Origin of the sequence: Streptomyces vilmorinianum (assembly GCF_005517195.1) — a bacterium.
Classification (GTDB): Bacteria; Actinomycetota; Actinomycetes; order Streptomycetales; family Streptomycetaceae; genus Streptomyces; species Streptomyces vilmorinianum.
Map to the genome: position 1 here is coordinate 3,029,096 of NZ_CP040244.1, position 20,199 is coordinate 3,049,294.

Annotated in this window: 22 protein-coding genes; 6 read left to right on the top strand and 16 right to left on the bottom strand. The window is 71.7% G+C overall.

What is annotated here, in order from left to right; genetic code table 11:
- Position 1 precedes the first annotated feature (1 nt).
- Positions 2-751 (bottom strand): GntR family transcriptional regulator, encoded by a 750-nt coding sequence (locus FDM97_RS14210; protein WP_137990777.1) that lies wholly within the window; start codon positions 749-751, stop codon positions 2-4.
- Between the two features lie 297 nt (positions 752-1,048).
- Between FDM97_RS14210 and FDM97_RS14215 the strand changes: the two genes are divergently transcribed.
- From FDM97_RS14215 to FDM97_RS14235, 5 genes are read left to right on the top strand one after another with little or no spacing between them, the layout of a single operon-like run.
- Positions 1,049-2,167, top strand: coding sequence for an ABC transporter substrate-binding protein (locus FDM97_RS14215; RefSeq protein WP_175439396.1), 1,119 nt, complete (start codon positions 1,049-1,051; stop codon positions 2,165-2,167).
- Entirely contained in the window at positions 2,167-3,066 is a 900-nt protein-coding gene (locus FDM97_RS14220) for an ABC transporter permease (protein ID WP_137990778.1), read from the top strand. The genes FDM97_RS14215 and FDM97_RS14220 overlap by 1 nt, the downstream gene beginning before the upstream one ends.
- Complete coding sequence (locus tag FDM97_RS14225; RefSeq protein WP_175439117.1) at positions 3,054-3,986, top strand: ABC transporter permease; 933 nt, start codon at positions 3,054-3,056, stop codon at positions 3,984-3,986. Before FDM97_RS14220 ends, FDM97_RS14225 begins: the two co-directional genes overlap by 13 nt.
- Positions 3,987-3,988: 2 nt before the next feature.
- Positions 3,989-5,074 carry an ABC transporter ATP-binding protein gene (locus FDM97_RS14230; RefSeq protein ID WP_137990779.1) on the top strand — a complete coding sequence of 362 codons (1,086 nt, stop codon included), beginning with the start codon at positions 3,989-3,991 and terminating at the stop codon, positions 5,072-5,074.
- Positions 5,071-5,775 (top strand): HAD family hydrolase, encoded by a 705-nt coding sequence (locus tag FDM97_RS14235; protein ID WP_284440288.1) that lies wholly within the window; start codon positions 5,071-5,073, stop codon positions 5,773-5,775. Before FDM97_RS14230 ends, FDM97_RS14235 begins: the two co-directional genes overlap by 4 nt.
- Positions 5,776-5,896: 121 nt before the next feature.
- Here FDM97_RS14235 and FDM97_RS14240 read toward each other — a convergent pair whose 3' ends face one another.
- The 8 genes from FDM97_RS14240 to FDM97_RS14275 all read right to left on the bottom strand — a co-directional run bounded on the left by FDM97_RS14240 (position 5,897) and on the right by FDM97_RS14275 (position 13,768).
- Positions 5,897-8,137 (bottom strand): MMPL family transporter, encoded by a 2,241-nt coding sequence (locus FDM97_RS14240; protein WP_175439118.1) that lies wholly within the window; start codon positions 8,135-8,137, stop codon positions 5,897-5,899.
- Positions 8,138-8,363: 226 nt separating this feature from the next.
- Complete coding sequence (locus tag FDM97_RS14245) at positions 8,364-8,579, bottom strand: ferredoxin (RefSeq protein ID WP_137990781.1); 216 nt, start codon at positions 8,577-8,579, stop codon at positions 8,364-8,366.
- Positions 8,580-8,583: 4 nt separating this feature from the next.
- Positions 8,584-9,828 carry a cytochrome P450 gene (locus FDM97_RS14250; RefSeq protein WP_137990782.1) on the bottom strand — a complete coding sequence of 415 codons (1,245 nt, stop codon included), beginning with the start codon at positions 9,826-9,828 and terminating at the stop codon, positions 8,584-8,586.
- 71 nt (positions 9,829-9,899) lie between these two features.
- Positions 9,900-10,691, bottom strand: a complete 792-nt coding sequence (locus tag FDM97_RS14255) for an ABC transporter permease (RefSeq protein WP_137990783.1) — start codon at positions 10,689-10,691, stop codon at positions 9,900-9,902.
- Positions 10,688-11,665, bottom strand: a complete 978-nt coding sequence (locus tag FDM97_RS14260; RefSeq protein WP_137990784.1) for an ATP-binding cassette domain-containing protein — start codon at positions 11,663-11,665, stop codon at positions 10,688-10,690. Before FDM97_RS14260 ends, FDM97_RS14255 begins: the two co-directional genes overlap by 4 nt.
- Positions 11,666-11,752: 87 nt before the next feature.
- Entirely contained in the window at positions 11,753-12,589 is an 837-nt protein-coding gene (locus FDM97_RS14265; RefSeq protein ID WP_137990785.1) for a DUF4097 family beta strand repeat-containing protein, read from the bottom strand.
- Positions 12,590-12,680: 91 nt separating this feature from the next.
- Positions 12,681-13,217 carry a hypothetical protein gene (locus FDM97_RS14270; RefSeq protein ID WP_137990786.1) on the bottom strand — a complete coding sequence of 179 codons (537 nt, stop codon included), beginning with the start codon at positions 13,215-13,217 and terminating at the stop codon, positions 12,681-12,683.
- A 164-nt stretch (positions 13,218-13,381) separates the two neighbouring features.
- On the bottom strand, positions 13,382-13,768 hold the full coding sequence (locus FDM97_RS14275; RefSeq protein ID WP_137990787.1) for a VOC family protein: 387 nt from the start codon (positions 13,766-13,768) through the stop codon (positions 13,382-13,384).
- A 484-nt stretch (positions 13,769-14,252) separates the two neighbouring features.
- Between FDM97_RS14275 and FDM97_RS14280 the strand changes: the two genes are divergently transcribed.
- On the top strand, positions 14,253-14,726 hold the full coding sequence (locus FDM97_RS14280; protein WP_137990788.1) for a rho GDP-dissociation inhibitor: 474 nt from the start codon (positions 14,253-14,255) through the stop codon (positions 14,724-14,726).
- Between the two features lie 195 nt (positions 14,727-14,921).
- Here the strand turns inward: FDM97_RS14280 and FDM97_RS14285 are convergent, their stop codons facing one another.
- From FDM97_RS14285 to FDM97_RS14315, 7 genes are all read right to left on the bottom strand, one after another.
- Entirely contained in the window at positions 14,922-15,497 is a 576-nt protein-coding gene (locus FDM97_RS14285; RefSeq protein WP_137990789.1) for a flavodoxin domain-containing protein, read from the bottom strand.
- A 70-nt stretch (positions 15,498-15,567) separates the two neighbouring features.
- Positions 15,568-16,263: a hypothetical protein gene (locus tag FDM97_RS14290; protein WP_137990790.1), complete on the bottom strand. Its 696-nt coding sequence runs from the start codon at positions 16,261-16,263 to the stop codon at positions 15,568-15,570.
- Between the two features lie 114 nt (positions 16,264-16,377).
- Positions 16,378-16,812, bottom strand: coding sequence for a hypothetical protein (locus FDM97_RS14295; protein WP_137990791.1), 435 nt, complete (start codon positions 16,810-16,812; stop codon positions 16,378-16,380).
- Between the two features lie 91 nt (positions 16,813-16,903).
- Positions 16,904-17,557 (bottom strand): DUF305 domain-containing protein, encoded by a 654-nt coding sequence (locus tag FDM97_RS14300; RefSeq protein ID WP_137990792.1) that lies wholly within the window; start codon positions 17,555-17,557, stop codon positions 16,904-16,906.
- 116 nt (positions 17,558-17,673) lie between these two features.
- Positions 17,674-19,185 (bottom strand): ABC transporter permease, encoded by a 1,512-nt coding sequence (locus FDM97_RS14305; protein WP_137990793.1) that lies wholly within the window; start codon positions 19,183-19,185, stop codon positions 17,674-17,676.
- Positions 19,182-19,826: an ATP-binding cassette domain-containing protein gene (locus FDM97_RS14310; protein WP_137990794.1), complete on the bottom strand. Its 645-nt coding sequence runs from the start codon at positions 19,824-19,826 to the stop codon at positions 19,182-19,184. The genes FDM97_RS14305 and FDM97_RS14310 overlap by 4 nt, the downstream gene beginning before the upstream one ends.
- Positions 19,823-20,134, bottom strand: a complete 312-nt coding sequence (locus tag FDM97_RS14315) for a hypothetical protein (RefSeq protein WP_137990795.1) — start codon at positions 20,132-20,134, stop codon at positions 19,823-19,825. Before FDM97_RS14315 ends, FDM97_RS14310 begins: the two co-directional genes overlap by 4 nt.
- Between the last annotated feature and the right edge of the window lie 65 nt (positions 20,135-20,199).

Sequence of the window (20,199 nt, forward strand, 5' to 3'; positions counted from 1 at the left end):
GTCACATGAGCCGGGAACCCGGGTCTCGGACCAGGGGCGCCGTACCCACGGAGTTGCTCACGTTGAAGGTGATGCTCCCCGCTCGGTAGCGGTCGTCCGTCCATTCGATGGGGCGGCCGTCCGGGTTGCTGGTGAGATGGCGTTGGCGGAGGAGGGGGCTTCCCCGGCGGACGCGGAGCAGACGGGCGTCGTCGCTTCCGGCGGGGACGGCGTCGATGAGGTGTTCGCCGTAGTGGGCGACGATTCCGGCTTCCTCGGCCATGCTGTCCATGATCGAGGCGCAGTCGACGGGCAGCGTTTCGACGGTGGGTGCGACCCAGTCGGCGTATGCGGTGCGCTCCACCATCACCGGTTCGCCGTCCAGGAAGCGCAGCCGCAGGACGTCCAGGATCTCGGCCCCCTCGGGGAGGGTGAGACGGCGCGCCTCCTCCGGGGTGGCGCGGCGGCGTTCACGGTGGAGGAAGCGGCTTGTCGCTTCGTAACCCATGGTCCGTGCCCACTGGGCGAAGCTGTGGAGCTCGGCGAAGCTGTGCCGGCGCTCCTTGCGGAGCACGATGCGGCGGGCACCCTGGCGTGAGCCGATGAGCCCTTCCGAGGTGAGCAGGGCCACGGCCTGGCGCACCGTACCGCGCGACGCGGACCAGCGGGCGGCGAGGTCGCTCTCGGACGGCAGGCGGGCGCCGACGGGGTATTCGCCCCTGAGGATCGACCGGCGGAGTCCCTCCGCGATCTCCACGTAGATCGCCGTCACGACGTCCCCTCCTTGTGTCCGCGATTGCGCACAGTCCGTCACGACGTGTGCTGTTCCCCGCTCACCCTAACCCGCGGGTTCCGCGGCCGGTGCTTCTTCCCGCCCGTCTCAAGTCACCTGCATTCACCTGCGGTTCACCGCAACCGGCTCTTCCGGGAGCCGTGTGCGGGCCGTCATGTCCCGTTCATCTCTCGGACAGCATGCGCGGGCGAACTAGGGGCGGCTTGTTCAGACAAGTTCCGTCACTCGCTCCTGGGAGAACCCGTGCGTAGAACCTCCGTCCGCGGCGCCGCCGTCCTGCTCGGCGCCGTCGTCCTGACCACCGTCACCGCCTGTGGAGCCGCACCCGAGGGCGCGGCGGGCGCCGCAGGCGATGGCGCGAAGGCGGCCACCGCGGCTTCGGCCGAGGACTTCGGCGGCATGGACGCCCTCGTCAAGGCGGCCAAGCAGGAGGGCACGCTCCACGTCATCGCCCTGCCGCCGGACTGGGCCAACTACGGCGAGCTGATCAAGGCGTTCGAGACGAAGTACGGGATCAAGGTCGAGAGCGAGAACCCGGACGCGTCCAGCGCCGACGAGATCGCCGCCGTCAAGTCACGCAAGGGCCAGAAGCGCGCGCCCGACGTCCTCGACCTGGGCATCGCCTTCGCCCGCAGCGGCGCCGAGGAGGGCCTGTTCGCCCCGTACAAGGTCGAGGCGTGGGACAAGATCCCCGCGGGCCAGAAGGACGAGACCGGGCGCTGGTACAACGACTACGGCGGCTACGTCTCCATCGGCTGCGACGCCAAGCGGATCGCGAACTGCCCGCAGACCTTCGCCGACCTCCTCAAGCCCGAGTACAAGGGCAAGGTCGCGCTCAACGGCAACCCCACCAAGTCCGGTTCGGCCTTCGGAGGCGTGTACGCGGCCGCCCTCGCCGACAAGGGCTCCTTCGCCGACATCCAGCCCGGCATCGACTTCTTCGGCAAGCTGAAGAAGAGCGGCAACTTCATCCCCGTCGAGTCCACCCCGGCCACGGTCGAGAAGGGCGAGACGCCCATCAGCATCGACTGGGACTACCTCAACGCCGGCTACGCCGACCAGTTCAAGGACAAGGGCGTCGACTGGAAGGTCGCCGTCCCGGCCGACGGCGTGTACGCCCAGTTCTACTCCCAGGCCATCAACAAGGACGCCCCGCACCCCGCGGCCGCCCGCCTGTGGATGGAGTTCCTCTACAGCACCGAGGGCCAGAACCTCTGGCTCAAGGGATACGCCCGCCCCGTCCTGCTGCCCGCCATGACCGCCGACGGCAGCGCCGACAAGACGTTCGTCGCCAAGCTGCCCAAGGTCGACGGCACCCCGGCCTTCCCGACCTCCGCCGAGCTGGACAAGGCCAAGGCCACGCTCGCCGAGAAGTGGGACAAGGCCGTCTCCTGATGCCGTCCGTCTCCTCCACCCCCACGAAGGGAACCGCCGGCGGCACCCGCCGCCGGCGGCGCGGCCCGCGCACCTGGCTCGCCGCCCTCCCGCTGATCGTCTTCACCGGCCTGTGCTTCGGACTGCCCCTCTGCGCCCTGCTGTACGGCGCCGTGACCCGCACCGACCCGGCCACCGGCGCCACCGCCCTGACCGGTGAGCACCTGAGCCGCTCGCTCCAGGGCCCCTACCTGGGCTCCCTCGTCGGCAGCGTGCAGCTGTCCGCCCTCACCGCCCTGATCGGCTCCGTCCTCGGCGTCCTCATCGCCCAGGCCGTCGTCACCTCCCGCTCCCGGGCGCTGCGCGGCGCCGTCCTCACCGCCTCCGGCGTCCTCGCCAACTTCGGTGGCGTACCACTGGCGTTCGCGTTCATCGCGACCCTCGGCATCTCCGGCGTCGTCACCCAGCTCGCCGACCTCACCTCCCTCGGCTGGAACCTGTACTCGTTCACCGGCCTCACCGTCGTCTACCTGTACTTCCTCATCCCGCTCATGGTCCTGGTGATCCTCCCCGCGCTCGACGGCCTGCGGCCCCAGTGGCGCGAGGCCGCACAGAACGCGGGCGCCGGCGGCCGGCAGTACTGGCGCCACGTCGGCATCCCGGTCCTCGCGCCCTCGCTGCTCGGCGGGTTCGTGCTGCTCTTCGGCAGCGCCTTCGCCGCCCACGCGACGGCCGCCGCGCTCGTCGGCGGATCCGTACCCCTGGTCACCCTGAAGATCGCGGACGCGCTCTCCGGGAACGTTCTGGTCGGCCAGGAGAACGTGGCCCTCGCCCTCGGCCTCGACATGATCCTGATCGCCGGCGCGGTCATGGCCGTCTACCTTCCCCTCCAGCGCAGGAGCGCCCGATGGCTGCGATGACCCCCACCGCCCCGGACGTCGCACCGGAGGGCGGGGCGCGGGCGGACCGGCCCGCCACCCCCGCACGAACCGGCCGCCGATCCGGCCCCCGCCCCCGCCTGTGGCGCGGTCTCGTCCTCGGCCTCGGCGGCGCGTACTTCCTCGTCCCGCTGATCGCGTCGTTCGTGTTCACGGTGCACACCCCCGGCCAGGGCGTCTCCTTCGAGGCGTACACCGCGCTCCTGACCGCCGAAGGCTTCACCGAGAGCCTGCTGCTCTCCCTCGGTCTCGCCGCCGCCACCATCGCGCTGTCCCTCCTGCTCGCCGTACCCGCCCTGGTGGCCGTACGGCTGGGCGCGCCCCGGCTCCGGCCGGTCGTCGAGGTGATGTGCATGCTGCCGCTCGTCGTGCCGCCGATCGCGCTCGTCACCGGCATCAGCACAGTGCTGCGCTGGGGACCCGACCACCTCGCGCGCACCCCGCTCTACCAGACGTTCCTCGCGGTCCAGAACGAGGACTTCCCCTTCGTCCTGGTCCTCGCCTACACCGTCATGGCCCTGCCGTTCGTGTACCGCTCCCTCGACGCGGGACTGCGCGCCCTCGATGTACCCACGCTCGTCGAAGCCGCCCGCAACTGCGGGGCGAGCCGGCCCCACGTGATGCTCCGCGTGATCCTGCCCAACCTGCGTACGTCGCTCGCCGGCGCCGCGTTCCTCACCCTGGCCCTGGTCCTCGGCGAGTTCACCATCGCCTCGCTCCTCGGCTTCCAGCCGTTCGCCGTGTGGATCGTCTCCATCTCCGGAGCCCAGGCCCGGATGTCGGTGGCCGTCTCCCTCCTCAGCCTGCTCATCACCTGGCTCCTGCTGCTCGTCCTGTCCCGGGCGGGCACGGACTCGACCAGCACGCCCGGTGACCGCCGTACCTCCCGCAAGGAGTCCTGATCATGTCCTCAGCCACAGCGGAGCGCCTCGAGCCCGCCACAGCGACGGGAGCGCGTGTCGAATTCCATGGCCTGCGCCGCGCGTTCGGCGACACCGTCGCCCTCGACGGGCTCGACCTGACCGTCGAACCCGGAGAACTCCTCGCCCTGCTGGGCCCCTCGGGCTGCGGCAAGACGACCGCGCTGCGCGTCCTCGCCGGCTTCGAACGGCCCGACGCGGGCGAAGTCCTCGTCGACGGGGCCGATGTCACCCACGTGCCGGCCAACCGGCGCGACGCCGGCATGGTCTTCCAGTCGTACAGCCTCTTCCCCAACCTCACCGCCCGCGACAACGTCGCCTTCGGCCTGCGCGTACGGAAGGTCGGGGCGGCCGAGCGCCGCGCTCGTGCCGCCGAACTCCTCGACCTGGTGGGGCTGCCCGAGCACGGCGACCGCTACCCGCACCAGATGTCGGGCGGCCAGCAGCAGCGGGTCGCGCTCGCCCGGGCGCTCGCCCTGCGGCCCCGCGTCCTGCTGCTCGACGAGCCGCTGTCCGCGCTCGACGCCAAGGTCCGGCTGAGCCTGCGCGAGGAGATCCGGCGGCTCCAGCTCTCCCTCGGCATCACCACCGTCTTCGTGACCCACGACCAGGAGGAGGCGCTGTCCATGGCGGACCGCGTCGCCGTCCTCAACGCCGGGAAGCTGGAGCAGTGCGCGGCCCCGGCCGAGCTGTACCGCCGGCCGGCGACCGCCTTCGTCGCCGAGTTCGTCGGCACCATGAACCGGCTCCCGGGCCGGCTGACCGACTCGGGCCTCGTCGAGGTCGCGGGCACCCGGCTGCCCGTCGACGGCGAGGCCCCCGCCGCCGGAGACGTCGACGTGCTCGTCCGGCCCGAGAACGTCACCGTGACCGCGGACCCCGACGGCGACGGCACGGTCGTCTCCACGTCCTTCCTCGGCTCGGTCACCCGCGTCCACCTCGACCACGCCGGTACGCGGGTCAAGGCGGACCTTCCCTCGCGGGAAGCGGGCGCGCTCGCCCCGGGCGTCCGGGTCACCGTCGGCCTCGCCGCGCATCCCGTGCTCGTCGCGCCGAGGACGACACGGTGAGCGCACTCGCCGCCGTCCTGTTCGACATGGACGGCACCCTCGTGGACACCGAGGTCCTGTGGTGGGACGCCACCGAGGAGATCGCCGCGCGTCTCGGTCACCGGCTGACGCACACCGACGCACCCGAGGTCGTCGGACGGGCCGTCGAGGACACCGCCGCCCACTTGGTGCGCATCACCGGCGCGCCGGACAGGGACGGGGTCGTGACGGCGCTGACCACCGCCTTCCAGGAGCGCGTCGACGAGGGCGCGCCCCTTCGCCCGGGTGCGGGGCGGCTGCTGGCCGACCTGGAGCAGGAAGGTGTGCCGTTCGCGTTGGTGAGCGCGTCACCCCGGTCGGTCGTCGACTCGGTGGTCGGCGGCGCGCTCGCGCGCGTTCCGTTCGCCTTCACCCTCTCGGCCGACGACACCGACCGGACCAAGCCGCACCCCGACCCGTACCGCGCGGCCGCTCGACGGCTCGGGGCGTCCCCGGAGGCGTGTGTGGCCATCGAGGACTCGCCGGACGGAGCCGCCTCCGCCGATGCCGCAGGGTGCCGCGTCCTGGTCGTCCCCTCCCTGCTGCCGGTGCCCTCGGGGCAGAGGCGGACCTTCGCGGACAGCCTGGAAGACGTGTCGCTCGACGAGCTGCGCAGCCTCGTCACCGATGGCACAGCGGCCCTCCCGACGGACAGCCGGCTGGAACCGCGGGTCCGAGGCTGACGCGCGGGGGGCACGCCTTCTGGCAGGTCCGACAGGTCGTCGTCGCCCGAAAGCCGCCCTGCCGGGCCCGTATCCGGGCTCGCAGGGCGGCTTTCCGCGTACGCGGTGGGGCGCCGGCCGGTCAGCCCACGAGCTGGTTCTCCCGTGCGGAGTGCTCCGAGGGCAGCGCACGGTGGTCCGACAGCTTCTCGCCCTCGACGTCGATGTTCGGCAGGAGCCGGTCGAGCCACTTCGGCAGCCACCAGGCGGACGTGCCGAGCAGGGCGAACAGGGCGGGCACGATGGCCATGCGGACGACGAACGCGTCGAAGAGGACGGCGGCGGCGAGACCGAAGCCGATCATCTTGACGAAGTCGTTGTCCTCCACGATGAAGCCGGAGAACACGCTGGTCATGATGATCGCGGCCGCGCTGACCACCCGGCCGCCGTACCGGAACCCGGTGACGACCGCCTCGCCGGGACGGGCGCCGTGGACGTACGCCTCACGCATCCGGGAGACCAGGAAGACCTCGTAGTCCATCGCCAGACCGAAGACCACGCCGATCATGAAGATCGGCAGGGTGCTCATGACCGGGCCCGGCTGGTCGACGCCGACGACGTCGGCGAGCCAGCCCCACTGGAACACGGCGACGACGGCGCCGAGGGCCGCGCTCACCGACAGGAGGAAGCCGAGCGCCGCCTTGAGCGGCACGAGCACGGAGCGGAAGACCAGCATGAGCAGGAGGAAGGCCAGGCCGACGACGAGGCCGAGGTACGGGAGCAGGGCGTCGTCCAGGGTCTGCGAGAAGTCGATGAACATCGCCGTCTGACCGGCGACCATGATCTCGGCGGCGCCCGTCCGGGATTCGAGACCGCTCGCCATGCCTCGCAGGGAACGCACCAGGTCCTCCGTCCTGGTGTCGGTGGGGCCGGTGTCGGGGACGACGTTGACGAGGGCGGTGTCGCCCGACGGGTTGGTGGTCACGGGGGAGACGGCGTCGACTCCGGGGACCCCTTCGAGAGCGGTACGGACCCGCTCCGCCGCCTTCTTCGCGTCCTTCGCCTCGACGGTGACCGTCAGGGGCCCGTTGAAGCCGGGACCGAAGGAGTCCGACAGCATGTCGTACGCCTTGCGCTGGGTGGTGTGGGTGGCCATGGCGCCCTCGCCCGGCAGGCCGAGGTCGAGGCTCGTGGCGGGCAGGGCGACGGCGCCCAGGCCCAGCACGCCGAGCAGGAGGACGGTGAGGGGGCGGCGCAGTACGAGGCCGGCCCAGCGGGCGCCGAGGTTCGGCTTGCGGCGGGCCGCGCGCTTGGCGGCCCCGCGCTGCTGACGCTCCGACAGCGGCTTGCCGGTGTACTGCTTGCGGTCCCGGCGGGCGAGGACCCGGACGGGGGCGAAGCCGAGGAGCGCGGGCACGAACGTGATGGCGACGAGGACGGCCACGGCGACCGTGCCGGCCGCGGTCAGGCCCATCTTGGTGAGCATCGGGACGTTCACCACCGCGAGTCCCGCCAGGGCGATGATGACGGTGAGCCCGGCGAAGACGACGGCCGAGCCGGCGGTGCCCACGGCGCGCGAGGCGGCCTCCGCGCGCTCGCGTCCCTCGGCGATCTCGGAGCGGTAGCGGGAGACGATGAACAGGGCGTAGTCGATGCCGACGGCGAGACCGATCATCATCGCGAGGATCGAGGTGGTCGACGACAGGCCGAAGGTGGCCGCGAGCGCCGTGATGCCGCTGACGCCGATGCCGACGCCGATCACGGCCGTCAGCAGGGGCATTCCGGCGGCCACCAGGGAGCCGAAGGTGAGGAGCAGGACCACGGCGGAGACGAGGATGCCGATCTGCTCACCCGTACCGCCCATCGCCTGCTCGATCTTCACGGCGTCGCCGCCCGCCTCGACGGCGAGACCCGTCTCCCGGGCCCGCTCCATCGCGTCGGTGAGACCGTCGTGCGCCACGTCGGTCAGCTCGGTCGCCTTCGCCCCGTACGTGACGTAGGCGTACGCGGTCGTACCGTCGCCGCTCACGGCGTTCGCCTCGAACGGGCCGGCCACGCGCTCGACTTGGGGCGCCTCGGCCAGGTCGGCGACGAGCCGCTCGACCTGCTCCTTGCGGACGGGGGAGGTGATCTTCTCGGTGCCGGGGGCGCGGATGACGACGCGGGCGGCGGCGCCGTCCGCGCGGGCGTCCGGGAACTTCTCCTGGAGGAGGTCGAACGCCTTCTGCGACTCCGTGCCCGGCATCGAGAAGGTGTCGGCCGGCGGGGCGGCGGCGGTGGAGGCCGCGAAGCCCGCACCGACCAGGGCAAGGAGCCACAGGAGGACGACCAGGCCCCGCCTTCGGAAGGCGAAGCGGCCCAGTCGGGAGAGGAACATGGCCACAGTGGAGGAGTCCTGTTCTGTGAGGCGGTCACGCCGCCGACGGCACACCGGAGGTACGCCAGAGGCGCCGTCGGCGACGGACCGGGTCTTTGCGGGGGAGGAACGGTGCTCATCGGGCACCAGGGACACCGCGCGCAAGGGGCGGACCGGTGTCGGTGGGGAGTTGCCCGCGGAGGGGCGGTCGCTCGGGGCGACTTCGGTGACGCTCGTGGAGAGCTTGCCTCGGTTACGAGGCGGGGGAGGAGCCGCGCTCCGTGAGGGTGATGGCCACGGCGGGGCAGACACCGGCGGCGACGCGGACTGCCGCGTGCCGCTCCTGCGGCGGCCGGGCGTCCAGCAGGACGACGAGGCCCTCGTCCTCGTCCTGGTCGAAGACCTGAGGGGCGGTCAGGGCGCACATTCCGGCGCCGAGGCAGCGGTCGCGATCGACATGGACGTCCATGGGATCAGTTCTCGTCCCAGGTGACCGGCAGCCGGTGCACGCCGTAGATGTTCATGTCCGTCCGCAGGGGCACCTCCTCGGCCGGCACGTCGAGGCGCAACGTGGGGAACCGCCTCAGCAGCGCGGGCAGGGCCACCGTCATCTCCACGCGGGCCAACTGCTGGCCCAGGCACTGGTGGATGCCGTGCCCGAAGCCCAGGTGTCCCGTGGCCTTGCGGTGCAGATCGAGGACGTCGGGGTCGGGGAACCGCTCCGGGTCCCGGTTGGCGGCTTCCATCGAGATGGTGACGCTCTCGCCCGCCTTGATGAGCCGGCCCTCCAGCTCGACGTCCTCCAGCGCGGACTTCACGCTGGTGTGGGCGATGGTCAGGTAGCGCATCAGCTCCTCGACCGCCTGGGGGGCGAGGTCCGGGTCCGTGCGCAGGGCCTCGGCCTGGGCCGGGTTGCCGAGCAGCGCGAACGTGCCGTGGGCGATCATGTTGGCGGTGGTGTCGAGCCCGGCGGCGAGCAGGAAGCCCGCGACGCCGATCAGCTCCTCGTCGGTGAGGTCGGAGTCCTGGGCCAGGTCGCCGAGCAGGTCGTCGCAGGGCGCGGCGCGCTTGGCGGCGACCAACTCGGCCATGTACCCCTGGAGTCCGACCATGGCGGCGTACCGGTCCTCGGGCGTCACGTCCATGGCCATCAGCGTGTGGGTGTGGTCCTGGAAGCGCTCACGGTCGGCGTAGGGCACACCGAGTAGCTCGCAGATCATCAGTGCGGGGATGGGCTGGGCGAAGGCCTTCACCAGGTCGGTTCCGGGCCCGCGGCGCTCCATCGCGTCCAGGTGCTCGGCGGTGATCTCCGCGACCCGGTCGGAGAGTTGCCGCATCCGGCGGACGGTGAACTTGCCCATCAGGAGCCGCCGGAAGCGGGTGTGCTCGGGCGCGTCCATCCCGGTCATGTCGCCGACGGGCGCGGGCGGCAGTGGGCCCTCGGGCCCCCCGGGGAAGGGGTAGTGCATCAGCTCGTACCGCGAGCTGAAGCGGGTGTCGCCCATGATCGAGCGGACCGTGGAGTAGCCGGTGGCCAGCCAGCCCACGTGCCCGTCGGGGTACGTCATCCGGGTCAGCGGGCTCGCCCGGCGAAGCTCGGTCAGGCCGGCGGGTGGGTCGAAGGGGCAGCCGGCGGCGCGCTGCGTGGGGAGCGTGACGGGTTCGGTGGTCTCAGTGGTCTCAGTGGTCTCGAGTCGGGTCGACGGTTCGTGCTGCATGGTGTCCTCCGTGGAGAGTGACGTGTGGTGAACGTGTCGTGCGAAACGAAGTGCCGGGAGAGGAGCCGTACTTACCGCTTCGTGGTGCGGCCGAAGGAGGACCGCGCCCAGACGTAGCCGACGAGGGTGAGGCCGACGCACCAGGCGAGTGTGATGTATCCGCTGTTGCCGATCCCGGTGCCCATCAGCAGCCCGCGCAGGGTCTCGATGGCAGGGGTGAAGGGCTGGTACTCGGCGAACCAGCGCAGCCCGGTCGGCATCGAGTCGGTCGGCACGATGGCGCTGCCGAGGAAGGGCAGGAAGGTCAGCGGCAGTGGGGTGTTGCTGGCCGACTCGGGGGTCTTGGCCACCAGGCCCATGCCGGCCGCCAGCCAGGTCAGAGCCAGGCTGAGCAGCGCGAGGAGTCCGAGCGCGGCCACCCACTCGACGGGTGAGGCGTCGGGGCGGAAGCCGATGGCGAGCGCGACGCCGATCACCAGCGCGATGGCGACCAGCGTCTGGATGACACTGCCGACGACGTGCCCGGTGAGGAACGCGGCACGGGAGATCGACATCGTACGGAACCGGTTGACGATGCCCTCGGTCATGTCGACGCAGACGCCGACCGCCGTGGCCACCGCGCCGGAGGTCGCGGTCATGAGGATGATGCCGGGCGCGACGTAGTCGATGTAGGCGCCGCCGCCGGTGGGGGCGCCGGAGATTCCGGTGCCGAGGGCGCCGCCGAACGCGTAGGTGAACAGCAGCAGCATCATGACGGGCATGGCGACGGTGGAGAACGTCATCGCCGGATAGCGCAGTGCGTGCTTGAGGTTGCGCCGCAGCATGGTCCTGGAGTCGCTGATGGCGTACGCGAGGGTGCTCATCGGGCCATCTCCACGGTGGTGTCGGGGGTGCCGTGACCGGTCAGGGTGAGGAAGACGTCGTCGAGGTCGGGGGCGTGCACGGTCAGCGACTCGGCCCGCACGGCCGCGCCGTCGAGAACGTCGAGTACGGCCCGCAGGGTCGGGATGCTGCCGTCGCTCGGGATGCGCAGCGTGAGTTCCTCGGCGTCGCGTGCGGCCGCGCCGAAGTGGCGTGCGGCGACGTCGAGTTGGCCGGCGTCGGCGAACCGCAGCCGGATGTGCCCGCCGGGGATGAGGCGCTTGAGCTCGTCCGCGGTTCCCTCGGCGACCAGCCTGCCGTGGTCGAGGACGGCGATGCGGTCGGCGAGCTGGTCGGCCTCCTCCAGGTACTGCGTGGTGAGGAAGATCGTCACACCGTCCTGGTCGACCAGATGGCGGATGATCTCCCACATGGTGCGACGGCTGCGGGGATCGAGCCCCGTGGTCGGCTCGTCGAGGAAGATGATCCGCGGGTCGCCGACCAGCGTCATCGCCAGATCGAGCTTGCGGCGCATACCGCCGGAGAAGGTGCTCACGGGTTTCCGGGCGGCCTCCGCCAACTCGAAACGGTGCAGGAGCTCGGTGGCGCGCCGCCTGCCCTCGGCGCGGGGCAGGTGCTGGAGGTCGGCCATGAGCAGCAGGTTCTCCTCGGCGGTGAGGAGGTTGTCGACCGCGGCGAACTGGCCGGTGACCCCGATGGCCGCGCGCACGCCCTCGGGCCGCTCGGCGAGGTCGTGGCCCGCGATCCGGGCCTGGCCGGCGTCGGGCGCGATGAGCGTCGACAGGATCTCGACGGTGGTGGTCTTGCCGGCGCCGTTGGGGCCGAGCAGGGCGAAGATCGTGCCGGTCGGGATGGTCAGGTCGACGCCGTTCAGGACGACCTTGTCACCGTAGGACTTGCGCAGGCCGCGGGCGGAGATCGCCGGCGGGGCCGTGGCGGTGGATGTCGTGGTCATGCAGCCCGCCTCTCGGGAAGCTGGGAAATGTGACATTTCACGGGGAGCATTGCGCCTCCGAGGCGAGCTCGGCGGCTGGTGGGGAAATCAGGCGCGGCGGATCACGATGTCGCCGACGCCGGTACGGGCATGGATCTCGACGGTCTCGTCGGACGTGTCGGGGTTCTCGGCGGCACCGAGCGAGTTGCGGACGGTGCCGATGCGGGAGTTGACGTCCAGCCAGGCCGCGGTGGACTCGCGGATGCCGACCTCCACGTCGCCCGCGGCGGTCTGGAGCTGCATCACGCCCCGGGCCACATCGTCGATACGGATGGCGCCGTTGGCGGACTTGGCCTCCACGGACGCGTGGGCGACGCCGACCGTGATACGGCCGTTGGAAGAGGTGGCCTTCAGATGACCGGTGATCTCGCCGATCGTGGTGTCGCCGTTGCCGTTCTTGACGGTCGCCGCGCCCACGATCTCGCCGATCTCGACCCGGCCCATTCCGTGAATCTCGGCGTCGCCGACGGCACGGCCGACGCGGATGTCGCCGGTGCTCGTACGCAGGTTCGTGACACCCGCCTCGTCGAGCCGGATGTCGCCGAGCGAGGTCTTGACCCGGCACTCCCCGAGCGGGCCCTCACAGGTGTAGTCCCCCAGGGGGGAGGCGGCCTGCAGACGCGAGCCGGCGGGCAGTTCGACGGTCACGTCGATCGATCCGTACTTGCCGAACGGGGAGCGCTTCTTGGGCCCCTTCACGGTCAGGACGCCGTTGGCGTACGTGACCTTGGTCTGCTGCACCACCCGTACGTCGACCTCCTCGGCGCCGTCGCTGGGCAGCACCTCGACGACCGTGTCGGTGCGCTTGCTCGCGGCGATCCGCACGTTGCCGACCTCGAACTCGATGATCGCGGTGATGGGCTCGGGGGTTTCGAAAGAAGGCATGGCTGTCCCGTCCTCTTGGCTCTGGTGTGTGTTCGCGCGGGTGATGCGGTGGTGGTGCGCGGGTGGCGCGGGTGATGTGGTGGTGCTCCGGCTAGCGGACCCAACCGCGGTAACTCTTGCCCGTTCGGGTGGTGCGTGCGGCGGGCTGGGCCGGTCCGCCCGGCTCGAGGGCGAGGGCCACCGCCCGTACCAACCAGGCGTTGACCGACAGGCCCTCCTGGCCGGCGGCGTCCTCGACGCGGGCCTTGAGGGGGGCCGGGAGCCGGAAGTTGATCCGGGCCGTACCGCCCTCGTCGCCGTCCGCGGCCGGTGGTGCCACCGGCGCCACGGGTGGCGCCATGGGTGCCACCGTGTCGGGCACACCCTCGCCCGGGGCGTCGGGCGCGGGCGGCGCCGTCACCACGAACTCGGGGTCGAGCCCCCGCAGCCGCACGTCCACCGAGCCGGGGGCCAGGTCGCGGGTGATCTCCTCGGAGGCAGCGGACAGCGCGTTCAGGAGGGTCAGCCGAGCGGCCGACTCCAGGGGCGCGGTCAGCCGCTCGGCCAGGGCTCGTGCTTCGTCCCCGCCGGCGTTCGCGGCGACCGCGAGCTCCCGGCGGAGGTGATCGACGTAGGGCGTCAGGTCCATAACGTCATAGTGGCATCAGAGTGGCGCCATGGCAAGTCATTGTGGCGCCACATGGCGCCAAGAGGGGCGTTGGTGTGCCGTGGTGGCGCCGTGTGGTGCCACGCACCGACGGCCGAACCCGGCATCCGCGTCACCGGGCTCACGGCCGACCGTCGGCGGGTTGCTCAGCTGTCGGCGTCCTGCGGGTACCAGCGCAGTTCGACCGTGTTGCCGTCCGGGTCCTTGACGTACACCGACTGCGCCGAGCCGCGGGCGCCCCAGCGCGGGACGGGGCCCTCAAGGACGTCGAACGTCCCGGAATCGATGACCTCCTGCCAGTCGAGAGGGTCCACGACCAGGCAGATGTGATCGACGTTGGACTCGCCTCGGGGGCGCGAGAAGAGGTCGATGACGGTGCTCTCGTCGATGCGCACGGACGGGAACGGCACCTTGCCGGCCCGCCACTCCTCGACCCTCTCGGGTGCGAGGCCGAGGGGGCCGGTGTAGAACTCGAGCGCCTTGTCGACGTCGGTCACATTGAGCACGAGGTGGTCGAAGGCTTTGACGCGCATGATGGGTCCTCCGGTCTTCCTGGATTTCGTTGCCTGGCGAGAGACGGCCTACAGGTAGGCCCGCCAGGGCACTTGGGTGCTGCGAACCCGGAGGATAACGGTCGAGGGTAGACGGCAGACGGCAGACGGCAGACGGCAGAGCGCGGGTGCGATCGACGCCTCGTCCGAGGCGCGAGCGGTGCGTGGTGAAGGGCACGGCGGGTAGGCGCGCGGCAGGAGCCATCGGTAGGGCGGAAGGTGGCCATGACGCGGCCCGCGCCCGACTCGTCACGCTCCGCTGCGGCACCCGACGCCTGGGGGCATCGTGATCAAGCCGTCCGACATCGTCTCGTTCCTGGTGGGACTGATCGTGTGGTGGTCCCAGCGACGCCGGAGTTCGCCCGCAGTACCGCGTACGGTGGATGGCACGGGGCTGAATGCAGGAACGGCGACCGGCGGACGCCATGCCCACCGTGAGCCCGGAGCGAGAGGTCGTGAGTCCGAGATGGCGGTCTTCGAGCTGATGGGCGTGGCCTTGGTGTCGGACGAGCTCGGCCGGGTCGCCGTTCCGCTGGACACGGGCGGGCGGGAAGTCGTCGACCTGCCGGAAGGCGCGGTGGTCAGCGTTGCCCTGACCTTCCGGGTCGGCGAGGAGGTCGACGGCCTGGCCTTCGAGGAGGAACGGTGGCGCGCGGGGCACCTCGTCGCGACCACCCGGAGCGCACTCGGCGGGTTCCGGCCGGGCGGACCGTACGAGATCGAGCTGCCGGCCGAGCGGCTTCCCGTCGGGCGGGCGAGTTGCGGAACCTACGACGTGAGGGGGCGGTTCACCGACGCCGAAGACCGCGAACTCGCACGGGAGAGCCACCGCTTGCGGATCGTCCACCAGCGGCCGTCGGCGGCGCCGAGAGGCGTGCGGCGCCGCCACCGGTCGACAACCGCGGCCCAGGCCCCGCCAGGAGCCGCGCGGCACGCATGAACCGCGCCGGCCACGGCACCGGATCGGCACGCTCCTCGCGCACCGCGTGCTGCCGGCCTTGGGCGCGGGCGCCGCGATCGCCCCGCAGTCGATCTTCCGCCACCAGGCGCCGTCCGACTGCGGGGTGACCCCGCCGATCATCCGGCGTGCAGCCGAATGGCGGCCATCCACCGGGCGCGCGGGCACCCGCCGGTGTCATGTCGACGCGTCATCGGCATCCACGCTGCCCTCGGCGACATCGCGGCCGATCTCCCGGGCCCATGCGTCGACCGCGGGCCAGTCACGGTGGTCCCCGTAGCGCAGGCCCATCGCCTGGAACTTCATGCGCCCGGTCCTCGACAGGTGCTCGGGTTGGATGGCGCCCGAGAACAGACGGTGCCCGCGCGGATGCAGCTCGTCGATCAGGCCGCCGACCACATGGTCTTCCTCCTTGGCCACGAGCGCTTTCCACGGGCCTCGCAGTGCGGCAGGCATCCCTACGCTGAAGATCCACACGCCGCGACGGACCAGCAGCTCGGCACCTCGGTGTACGAACGTCAGCGCCTCGGGAAGCCACGCCATGTCGTGAACGGCGCTGCCCACGACGAACACGTCGTACGCGCGAAGATCGTCCACGGCGTCGACGGGCCGCACGTCCGCCTGGACTCCCTGCTCCTCCAGACGGGCGGCGATGCGTTCGGCGATGCTCCGGGTCGAGCCGTGGACACCGGCGTACGCGACGAGCACGCGGACAGCGTCGCGCTGTCGCGAAGGCTCGGGAGCGGTGGTCACGTCCGCCAGTCTTCTCCACCGCGGCCCTGACCGCGACCCGCACGAACCGCGCCGCCGGTGTCCTGTGCCGTCAGTGAGCGTGTCCGTCGTCGTGGGCCGGGGGTGTGGAGGCCGGAGCCGTGGTGGCGGCGCTGGAAGGGCTGGTGGCGGGGGCGGGGTCGTCCGCCGGGGGCTCCTCGGCGGTGCCGTGGCTGTGGCCGCCGCCGGGGGTGGTCTGCGTGGAGGCCGCGACCTCGCGCAGGCCGAAGAAGGCGAGGGCCGCCACGGTGAGAACGGTCAGGCCCAGCAGGCTGAAGACGCGCTGCCAGGGAGTGTCGGCGTCCTTGATCACGTAGGCGACGAAGGAGACGACGATGCCGGCGGGGACGAGGACGGCGCCGCGGGCGGGGAAGTCGTCGAAGTGCTGGAGGCCGCCGCTGAGCATGCCGATGCCGAAGGAGAGCAGCAGCGAGGAGCCGATCACGGCCGCCATGCGCCGCAGTCCGGGCCGCTCGCGGGTGAGGACGAACTCGTTGAGGACGGTGGCGGCGAGGAAGACGAGCGCGCCGTAGGCGGCGATGCGGGTGTAGCGGTCGGGGTCGAGGGGGTGGTGGACGACGGCGCCGCTGATGAGGCCGGCGCCGACGAAGTAGCCGACGTAGCCGAGGTAGCGGGCGGCCAGCGCGCGCTTGCGGGACTGGGCCTTGCGCCGGGCGGCCCGTCCCATGGCCGGAGCGTCCGGCCTGCTGTCCGTCGTGCGGGCGTCGAGGAGCTGGGAGGTGGTCATGTGTGCGGGTTCCTTGGGGTGCTGCGAACGTGGCTCATCACCCGGCGAGCCGCAGGCGGGCGGGTCCGGGGTCGGCGATGAGAGTCAGGGCAGATGGGGGCAAAGAGCCCGGATCTACACCTGCTGCACCACTGAGGTGAGGAAATCTCGCAGGGGAGGAAGGCCGGAGGGCCACGTCCGGGTCCAGGGCTGCGGCCTGGCCTCAGCGAAGGCCGGGGTCCGATCGGCGAGGAGATCCGGGTGCGGAACGGGCAGCTCGCAGCCCTGCTGCGGTTGGCCCGAGGCACACTCCTCGGCGGGATGGGAGTCCCCGTGGCCGTCACCGCGTCCATCGGGTGTCGAGCCGCCGTGGTGATGACCGTCGTCGGTGCTGGTGGACACCGGCTGGGGCACGGCGGCGGCGCCGGTGACGTGCGCGGAGGCGCTGTCGGACCCGGCGGCGTGGGTGTAGAGGAAGGCGAACAGCAGAGCGGCCAACCACAGCAGCCGCAGCGGTCCCGGCGTTCGGCGGGACCGCGTCGTGCCGAATGCAGCCCGGGCCGTGATCACGCCGTGACCCTATCCGGTGGCCGGAAGGCATGGTCCAGCGGCCCCGTCGTCGATCACGCGAAGAGCTGGTTCGTGATCGTGCCTTTCGGTATCAGTTCGTGCCGAGCATCGTCCGCATCTGGGTGATCTCCGCCTTCTGGGCGGTGATGATGTCGTCGGCGAGCTCCTTGGCGGGGCCGTAGGCGCCTTGCTTCTTCTCCGTCTCGGCCATCTCGACGGCGCCTTCGTGGTGCTCGATCATCATGGTCAGGAACATGGTGTCGAAGGCTTTGCCGGAGAGGCCTCGCATGTCGTCCATCTGCTGGTCGTTCATCATGCCGGGCATGGACGAGGCGTCACCGTGGTCCATGCCGTCCATGCCGTCCATGCCGTCCATGCCGTCCATGCCCTGGGGGACCTCTTCACCCCAGGCCGTCAGCCAGGCGGACATGGTCTCGATCTCCGGCTCCTGCGCCTTCTTGATCTTCGCGGCGAGGGCCTTGACGTCGCTGGAGGAGGCCCGGGTCTCGGCCATGTCGGCCATCAGGACGGCCTGGCGGTGGTGCGGGATCATGCCCTGCGCGAAGGCGACGTCCGCTTGGTTGTGTTCGCCTGCCGGGACGGAGACGGAGACGGACGGGGTGGGGCTGGGAGAGGTGGCGGCACCGCCGTTGCCGTCGTCACCGCAGCCGGCCAGCAGGAGCGCGGAGGCGGCGACGGCGGCGGCAACGGCGCTACGGCGATGCAGGGGAGGGGTGGTCTTCATGGGGGCTCCTCGGATCGAAGGGGATCAGGACATACCTGTACGCGGCGGACGGTCCGTGCCGGCGGGCGCCACGCCGCCGAGGCGCCCGCTCCCGTCGCGACCGGAGCCTCCGCTTTTCACGACGTCCGTCCGGTGCGCGCTGGGGTGATGACGTGGCGGAACAGTGCCGTGGCGGCGAGGGTCAGCCCGGCCAGCCAGGCGAGTGCGATGAGGAGGGGGCCGGTCTCGTCGAAGCCCGGGGTGACTGCGGCGTCGATCAGGACTCGGGTGCCGCCGTAGCCGGGCAGGGCGTGCGCCCAGCCGGGCGGATCGGGGCGGAGCATGGGGCTCTGCTCGATGCCCAGATCGACGAAGGGCACCAGAAAGGCGATGAGCACCCCGCCGACACGTCCGAACAGCGGGCCGAGGAGGACGCCGACCAGGCCGTAGGTGACGGCGATCAGGCCGTTGGCGGCGATGTAGAGGCCCCATTGGCGGGCGTCGAAGACGGTGGCGGTCACCGCGAGGGAGGCGGCGGTCGCCAAGAGCGCGCCGAGGACCACGACACTCAGACGGGAGGCGAGCAAGGCAGCCGGGCGGAAACCGGCGAGGGAAAGACGCTGATCACCCGCGCGCGCGTTCAGGACGGTGAACAGCCCGAACAGCGCCGCGAGGGAGGCGATGGCGATCGGCGCCATGGTGCCGCCGTGGATGTCGGGAAGCCACGCCCGCTGGACGGTGGTCAGCCCGCCTTCTCGCACCGTCAGCGACGTGAACTCCGCGGGGGTGGTGGCCACCGCGAGAAGGACGAAGACCGCCGGCACCGCGATGAGCAGCACCCACAGCACCCGGTTGCGGCCGGCCTCCCGCAGCCCCGCCCGTACTCCCGCGGCCAGTTGGGCGGTGGTCGAGCCGGGCCGGGCGTGGCGGCGGGGCCCGGCTGTGCGGCTGGTGGCTGTGATCACCGCCCAACCGACCGCGACGGCCGCGGCCGCCCAGGTCAGGGCCCAGCCCAGATCGCCGACCCGCCCACCGTGCCCCGAGGGCAGGTCCACCATCCACAGCGTCACGAAGTGCGTCGGCAGCACCCGGGTCACCGGCCGGTCCGCCGCACCCATCACCGGGCCGAAGAAGACGTCCAGGAGCCACACGAACAGCAGCAGCACCGTGCCGTTGACCGGGCTGGTCACCGTCGTGCCGATCAGCGCCCCGATCGCCAGGTAGATCACCGCGTACATGAGGGTTCCGGCCGGCACGCGCCCTGGGTCTTCGCCGAGTCCTGTCCGCAGCTGAAGGGTCAGCAGGGCTGCGGCCGTGGCCAGCAGGGCCAACGCGAGACCCGTGGCCATGCGGGCGGTGACGAGGCGGCGGGGGGCCAGCCCCGCGAGGACCAGGCGGCGATCGGCCGCGCGGGCGGCGCGCATCTGGAAGTACATGGCGATTGCGGCGATGAAGCCCGCGGCCCACCCGGCGGTGGCGGTCTGCACCGCGGGCCCTCCCGTACCGCCGAGCAGTTCGGCGGCGTCCGCCAGCGGGCGCGCGGCCACCACCACGAACACGACAGGCACCAGCACGAGCACCAGCAGGTTCACCGGGGTCCGGGCGGCTTCGGCCAGGAACCGGCGGACGAACGGCAGGGCGGACGTCATCGCGGCACCGCCCGCCCGTCCCGCAGGTCGACGATGCGGTCGAAACGCTCCTCGTCGGTGACGAAGTGACTGATGATCAGAACAGCCCGTCCCGTTTGGCGACGCTCGCCGACCAGGTCCCAGAACTTCAGATAGGTGTCGAAGTCGAAGCCCGCGTACGGCTCGTCAAGGAGGAGCACCTCGGGGTCCGCGAGCAGGGCCAGGCCCAGGTTGAGTTTGGCCAGGGTCCCGCCGGAGAGGTGGTCCGCACGGGTGCCCGCGTAGTGTTCGAAGCCGAGCGCCGTGTAGATCTCCCGTCGCGCGCGCCGCTCCGCCTCGCGGGTCATGGCGTAGGCGCGGCCGAACAGTTCGAGATGCTCGTCGCAGGTGAGGCGTTCGTAGACGACCGGCTCCTGTGGGCAGTAGCCCAGTCGCCCCGTGTACGTCACCGTACCGGCGTCGGCGGTCAGCAGGCCGACGAGGATCTTCATCAGGGTGCTCTTGCCGGAGCCGTTCTCGCCGACGATGCCGACCACTTCGCCCGGTGCCAGGGTGATGTCGACGCCGCACAGCACCGGAATCCGGTGTCGTGCCGGCCATAGGCCGTGCGCGTAGGCCTTCTCGATCCCGGTCGCCTCCAGTACCGCGTGGTGAACGCTCACGGCCGGCTCCGGTCCTCGGCCCCCTCACGGGGGTGAGGCGGCAGGTCGCGCAGCGTGTCGGCGTAGGCGTGGACCAGCGCGGCGGCGATGGCGGAGGCGCCCCACAGGCCCCAGGCGGCGGCGGGCGCGTCGGCGGTCAGGAGGGCGGGTACGGGGAGCACGCCGACGGCCAGGAGTACGAGGGCGGTGCGGTGGAGGGTACGGTCCAGTCCCGCGGGGGCGCGACGGTGGCGGCGGGCGAGGTGGACGGCGCACGCGATGGTCGCCAGGTATCCCAGGAGGATCAGGGTCCAGACAAGGGTGTCCATGTCCGTCTCACCTCCGCGTGCGGGCGCTCATGGCGTTCACCCCGTCATGCCGTCGACGTGGGCGA

Excerpts from the sequence above, each read along its gene's own strand:
- FDM97_RS14225 (WP_175439117.1), top strand. The coding sequence starts at position 3,054 with ATGGCTGCGATGACCCCCACCGCCCCGGACGTCGCACCGGAGGGCGGG.
- FDM97_RS14290 (WP_137990790.1), bottom strand. The coding sequence starts at position 16,263 with ATGACCACCTCCCAGCTCCTCGACGCCCGCACGACGGACAGCAGGCCG.
- FDM97_RS14300 (WP_137990792.1), bottom strand. The coding sequence starts at position 17,557 with ATGAAGACCACCCCTCCCCTGCATCGCCGTAGCGCCGTTGCCGCCGCC.
- FDM97_RS14230 (WP_137990779.1), top strand. The coding sequence starts at position 3,989 with ATGTCCTCAGCCACAGCGGAGCGCCTCGAGCCCGCCACAGCGACGGGA.
- FDM97_RS14245 (WP_137990781.1), bottom strand. The coding sequence starts at position 8,579 with ATGGACGTCCATGTCGATCGCGACCGCTGCCTCGGCGCCGGAATGTGC.
- FDM97_RS14255 (WP_137990783.1), bottom strand. The coding sequence starts at position 10,691 with ATGAGCACCCTCGCGTACGCCATCAGCGACTCCAGGACCATGCTGCGG.
- FDM97_RS14275 (WP_137990787.1), bottom strand. The coding sequence starts at position 13,768 with ATGCGCGTCAAAGCCTTCGACCACCTCGTGCTCAATGTGACCGACGTC.
- FDM97_RS14250 (WP_137990782.1), bottom strand. The coding sequence starts at position 9,828 with ATGCAGCACGAACCGTCGACCCGACTCGAGACCACTGAGACCACTGAG.
- FDM97_RS14260 (WP_137990784.1), bottom strand. The coding sequence starts at position 11,665 with ATGACCACGACATCCACCGCCACGGCCCCGCCGGCGATCTCCGCCCGC.
- FDM97_RS14265 (WP_137990785.1), bottom strand. The coding sequence starts at position 12,589 with ATGCCTTCTTTCGAAACCCCCGAGCCCATCACCGCGATCATCGAGTTC.
- FDM97_RS14280 (WP_137990788.1), top strand. The coding sequence starts at position 14,253 with ATGGCGGTCTTCGAGCTGATGGGCGTGGCCTTGGTGTCGGACGAGCTC.
- FDM97_RS14305 (WP_137990793.1), bottom strand. The coding sequence starts at position 19,185 with ATGACGTCCGCCCTGCCGTTCGTCCGCCGGTTCCTGGCCGAAGCCGCC.
- FDM97_RS14220 (WP_137990778.1), top strand. The coding sequence starts at position 2,167 with ATGCCGTCCGTCTCCTCCACCCCCACGAAGGGAACCGCCGGCGGCACC.
- FDM97_RS14270 (WP_137990786.1), bottom strand. The coding sequence starts at position 13,217 with ATGGACCTGACGCCCTACGTCGATCACCTCCGCCGGGAGCTCGCGGTC.
- FDM97_RS14315 (WP_137990795.1), bottom strand. The coding sequence starts at position 20,134 with ATGGACACCCTTGTCTGGACCCTGATCCTCCTGGGATACCTGGCGACC.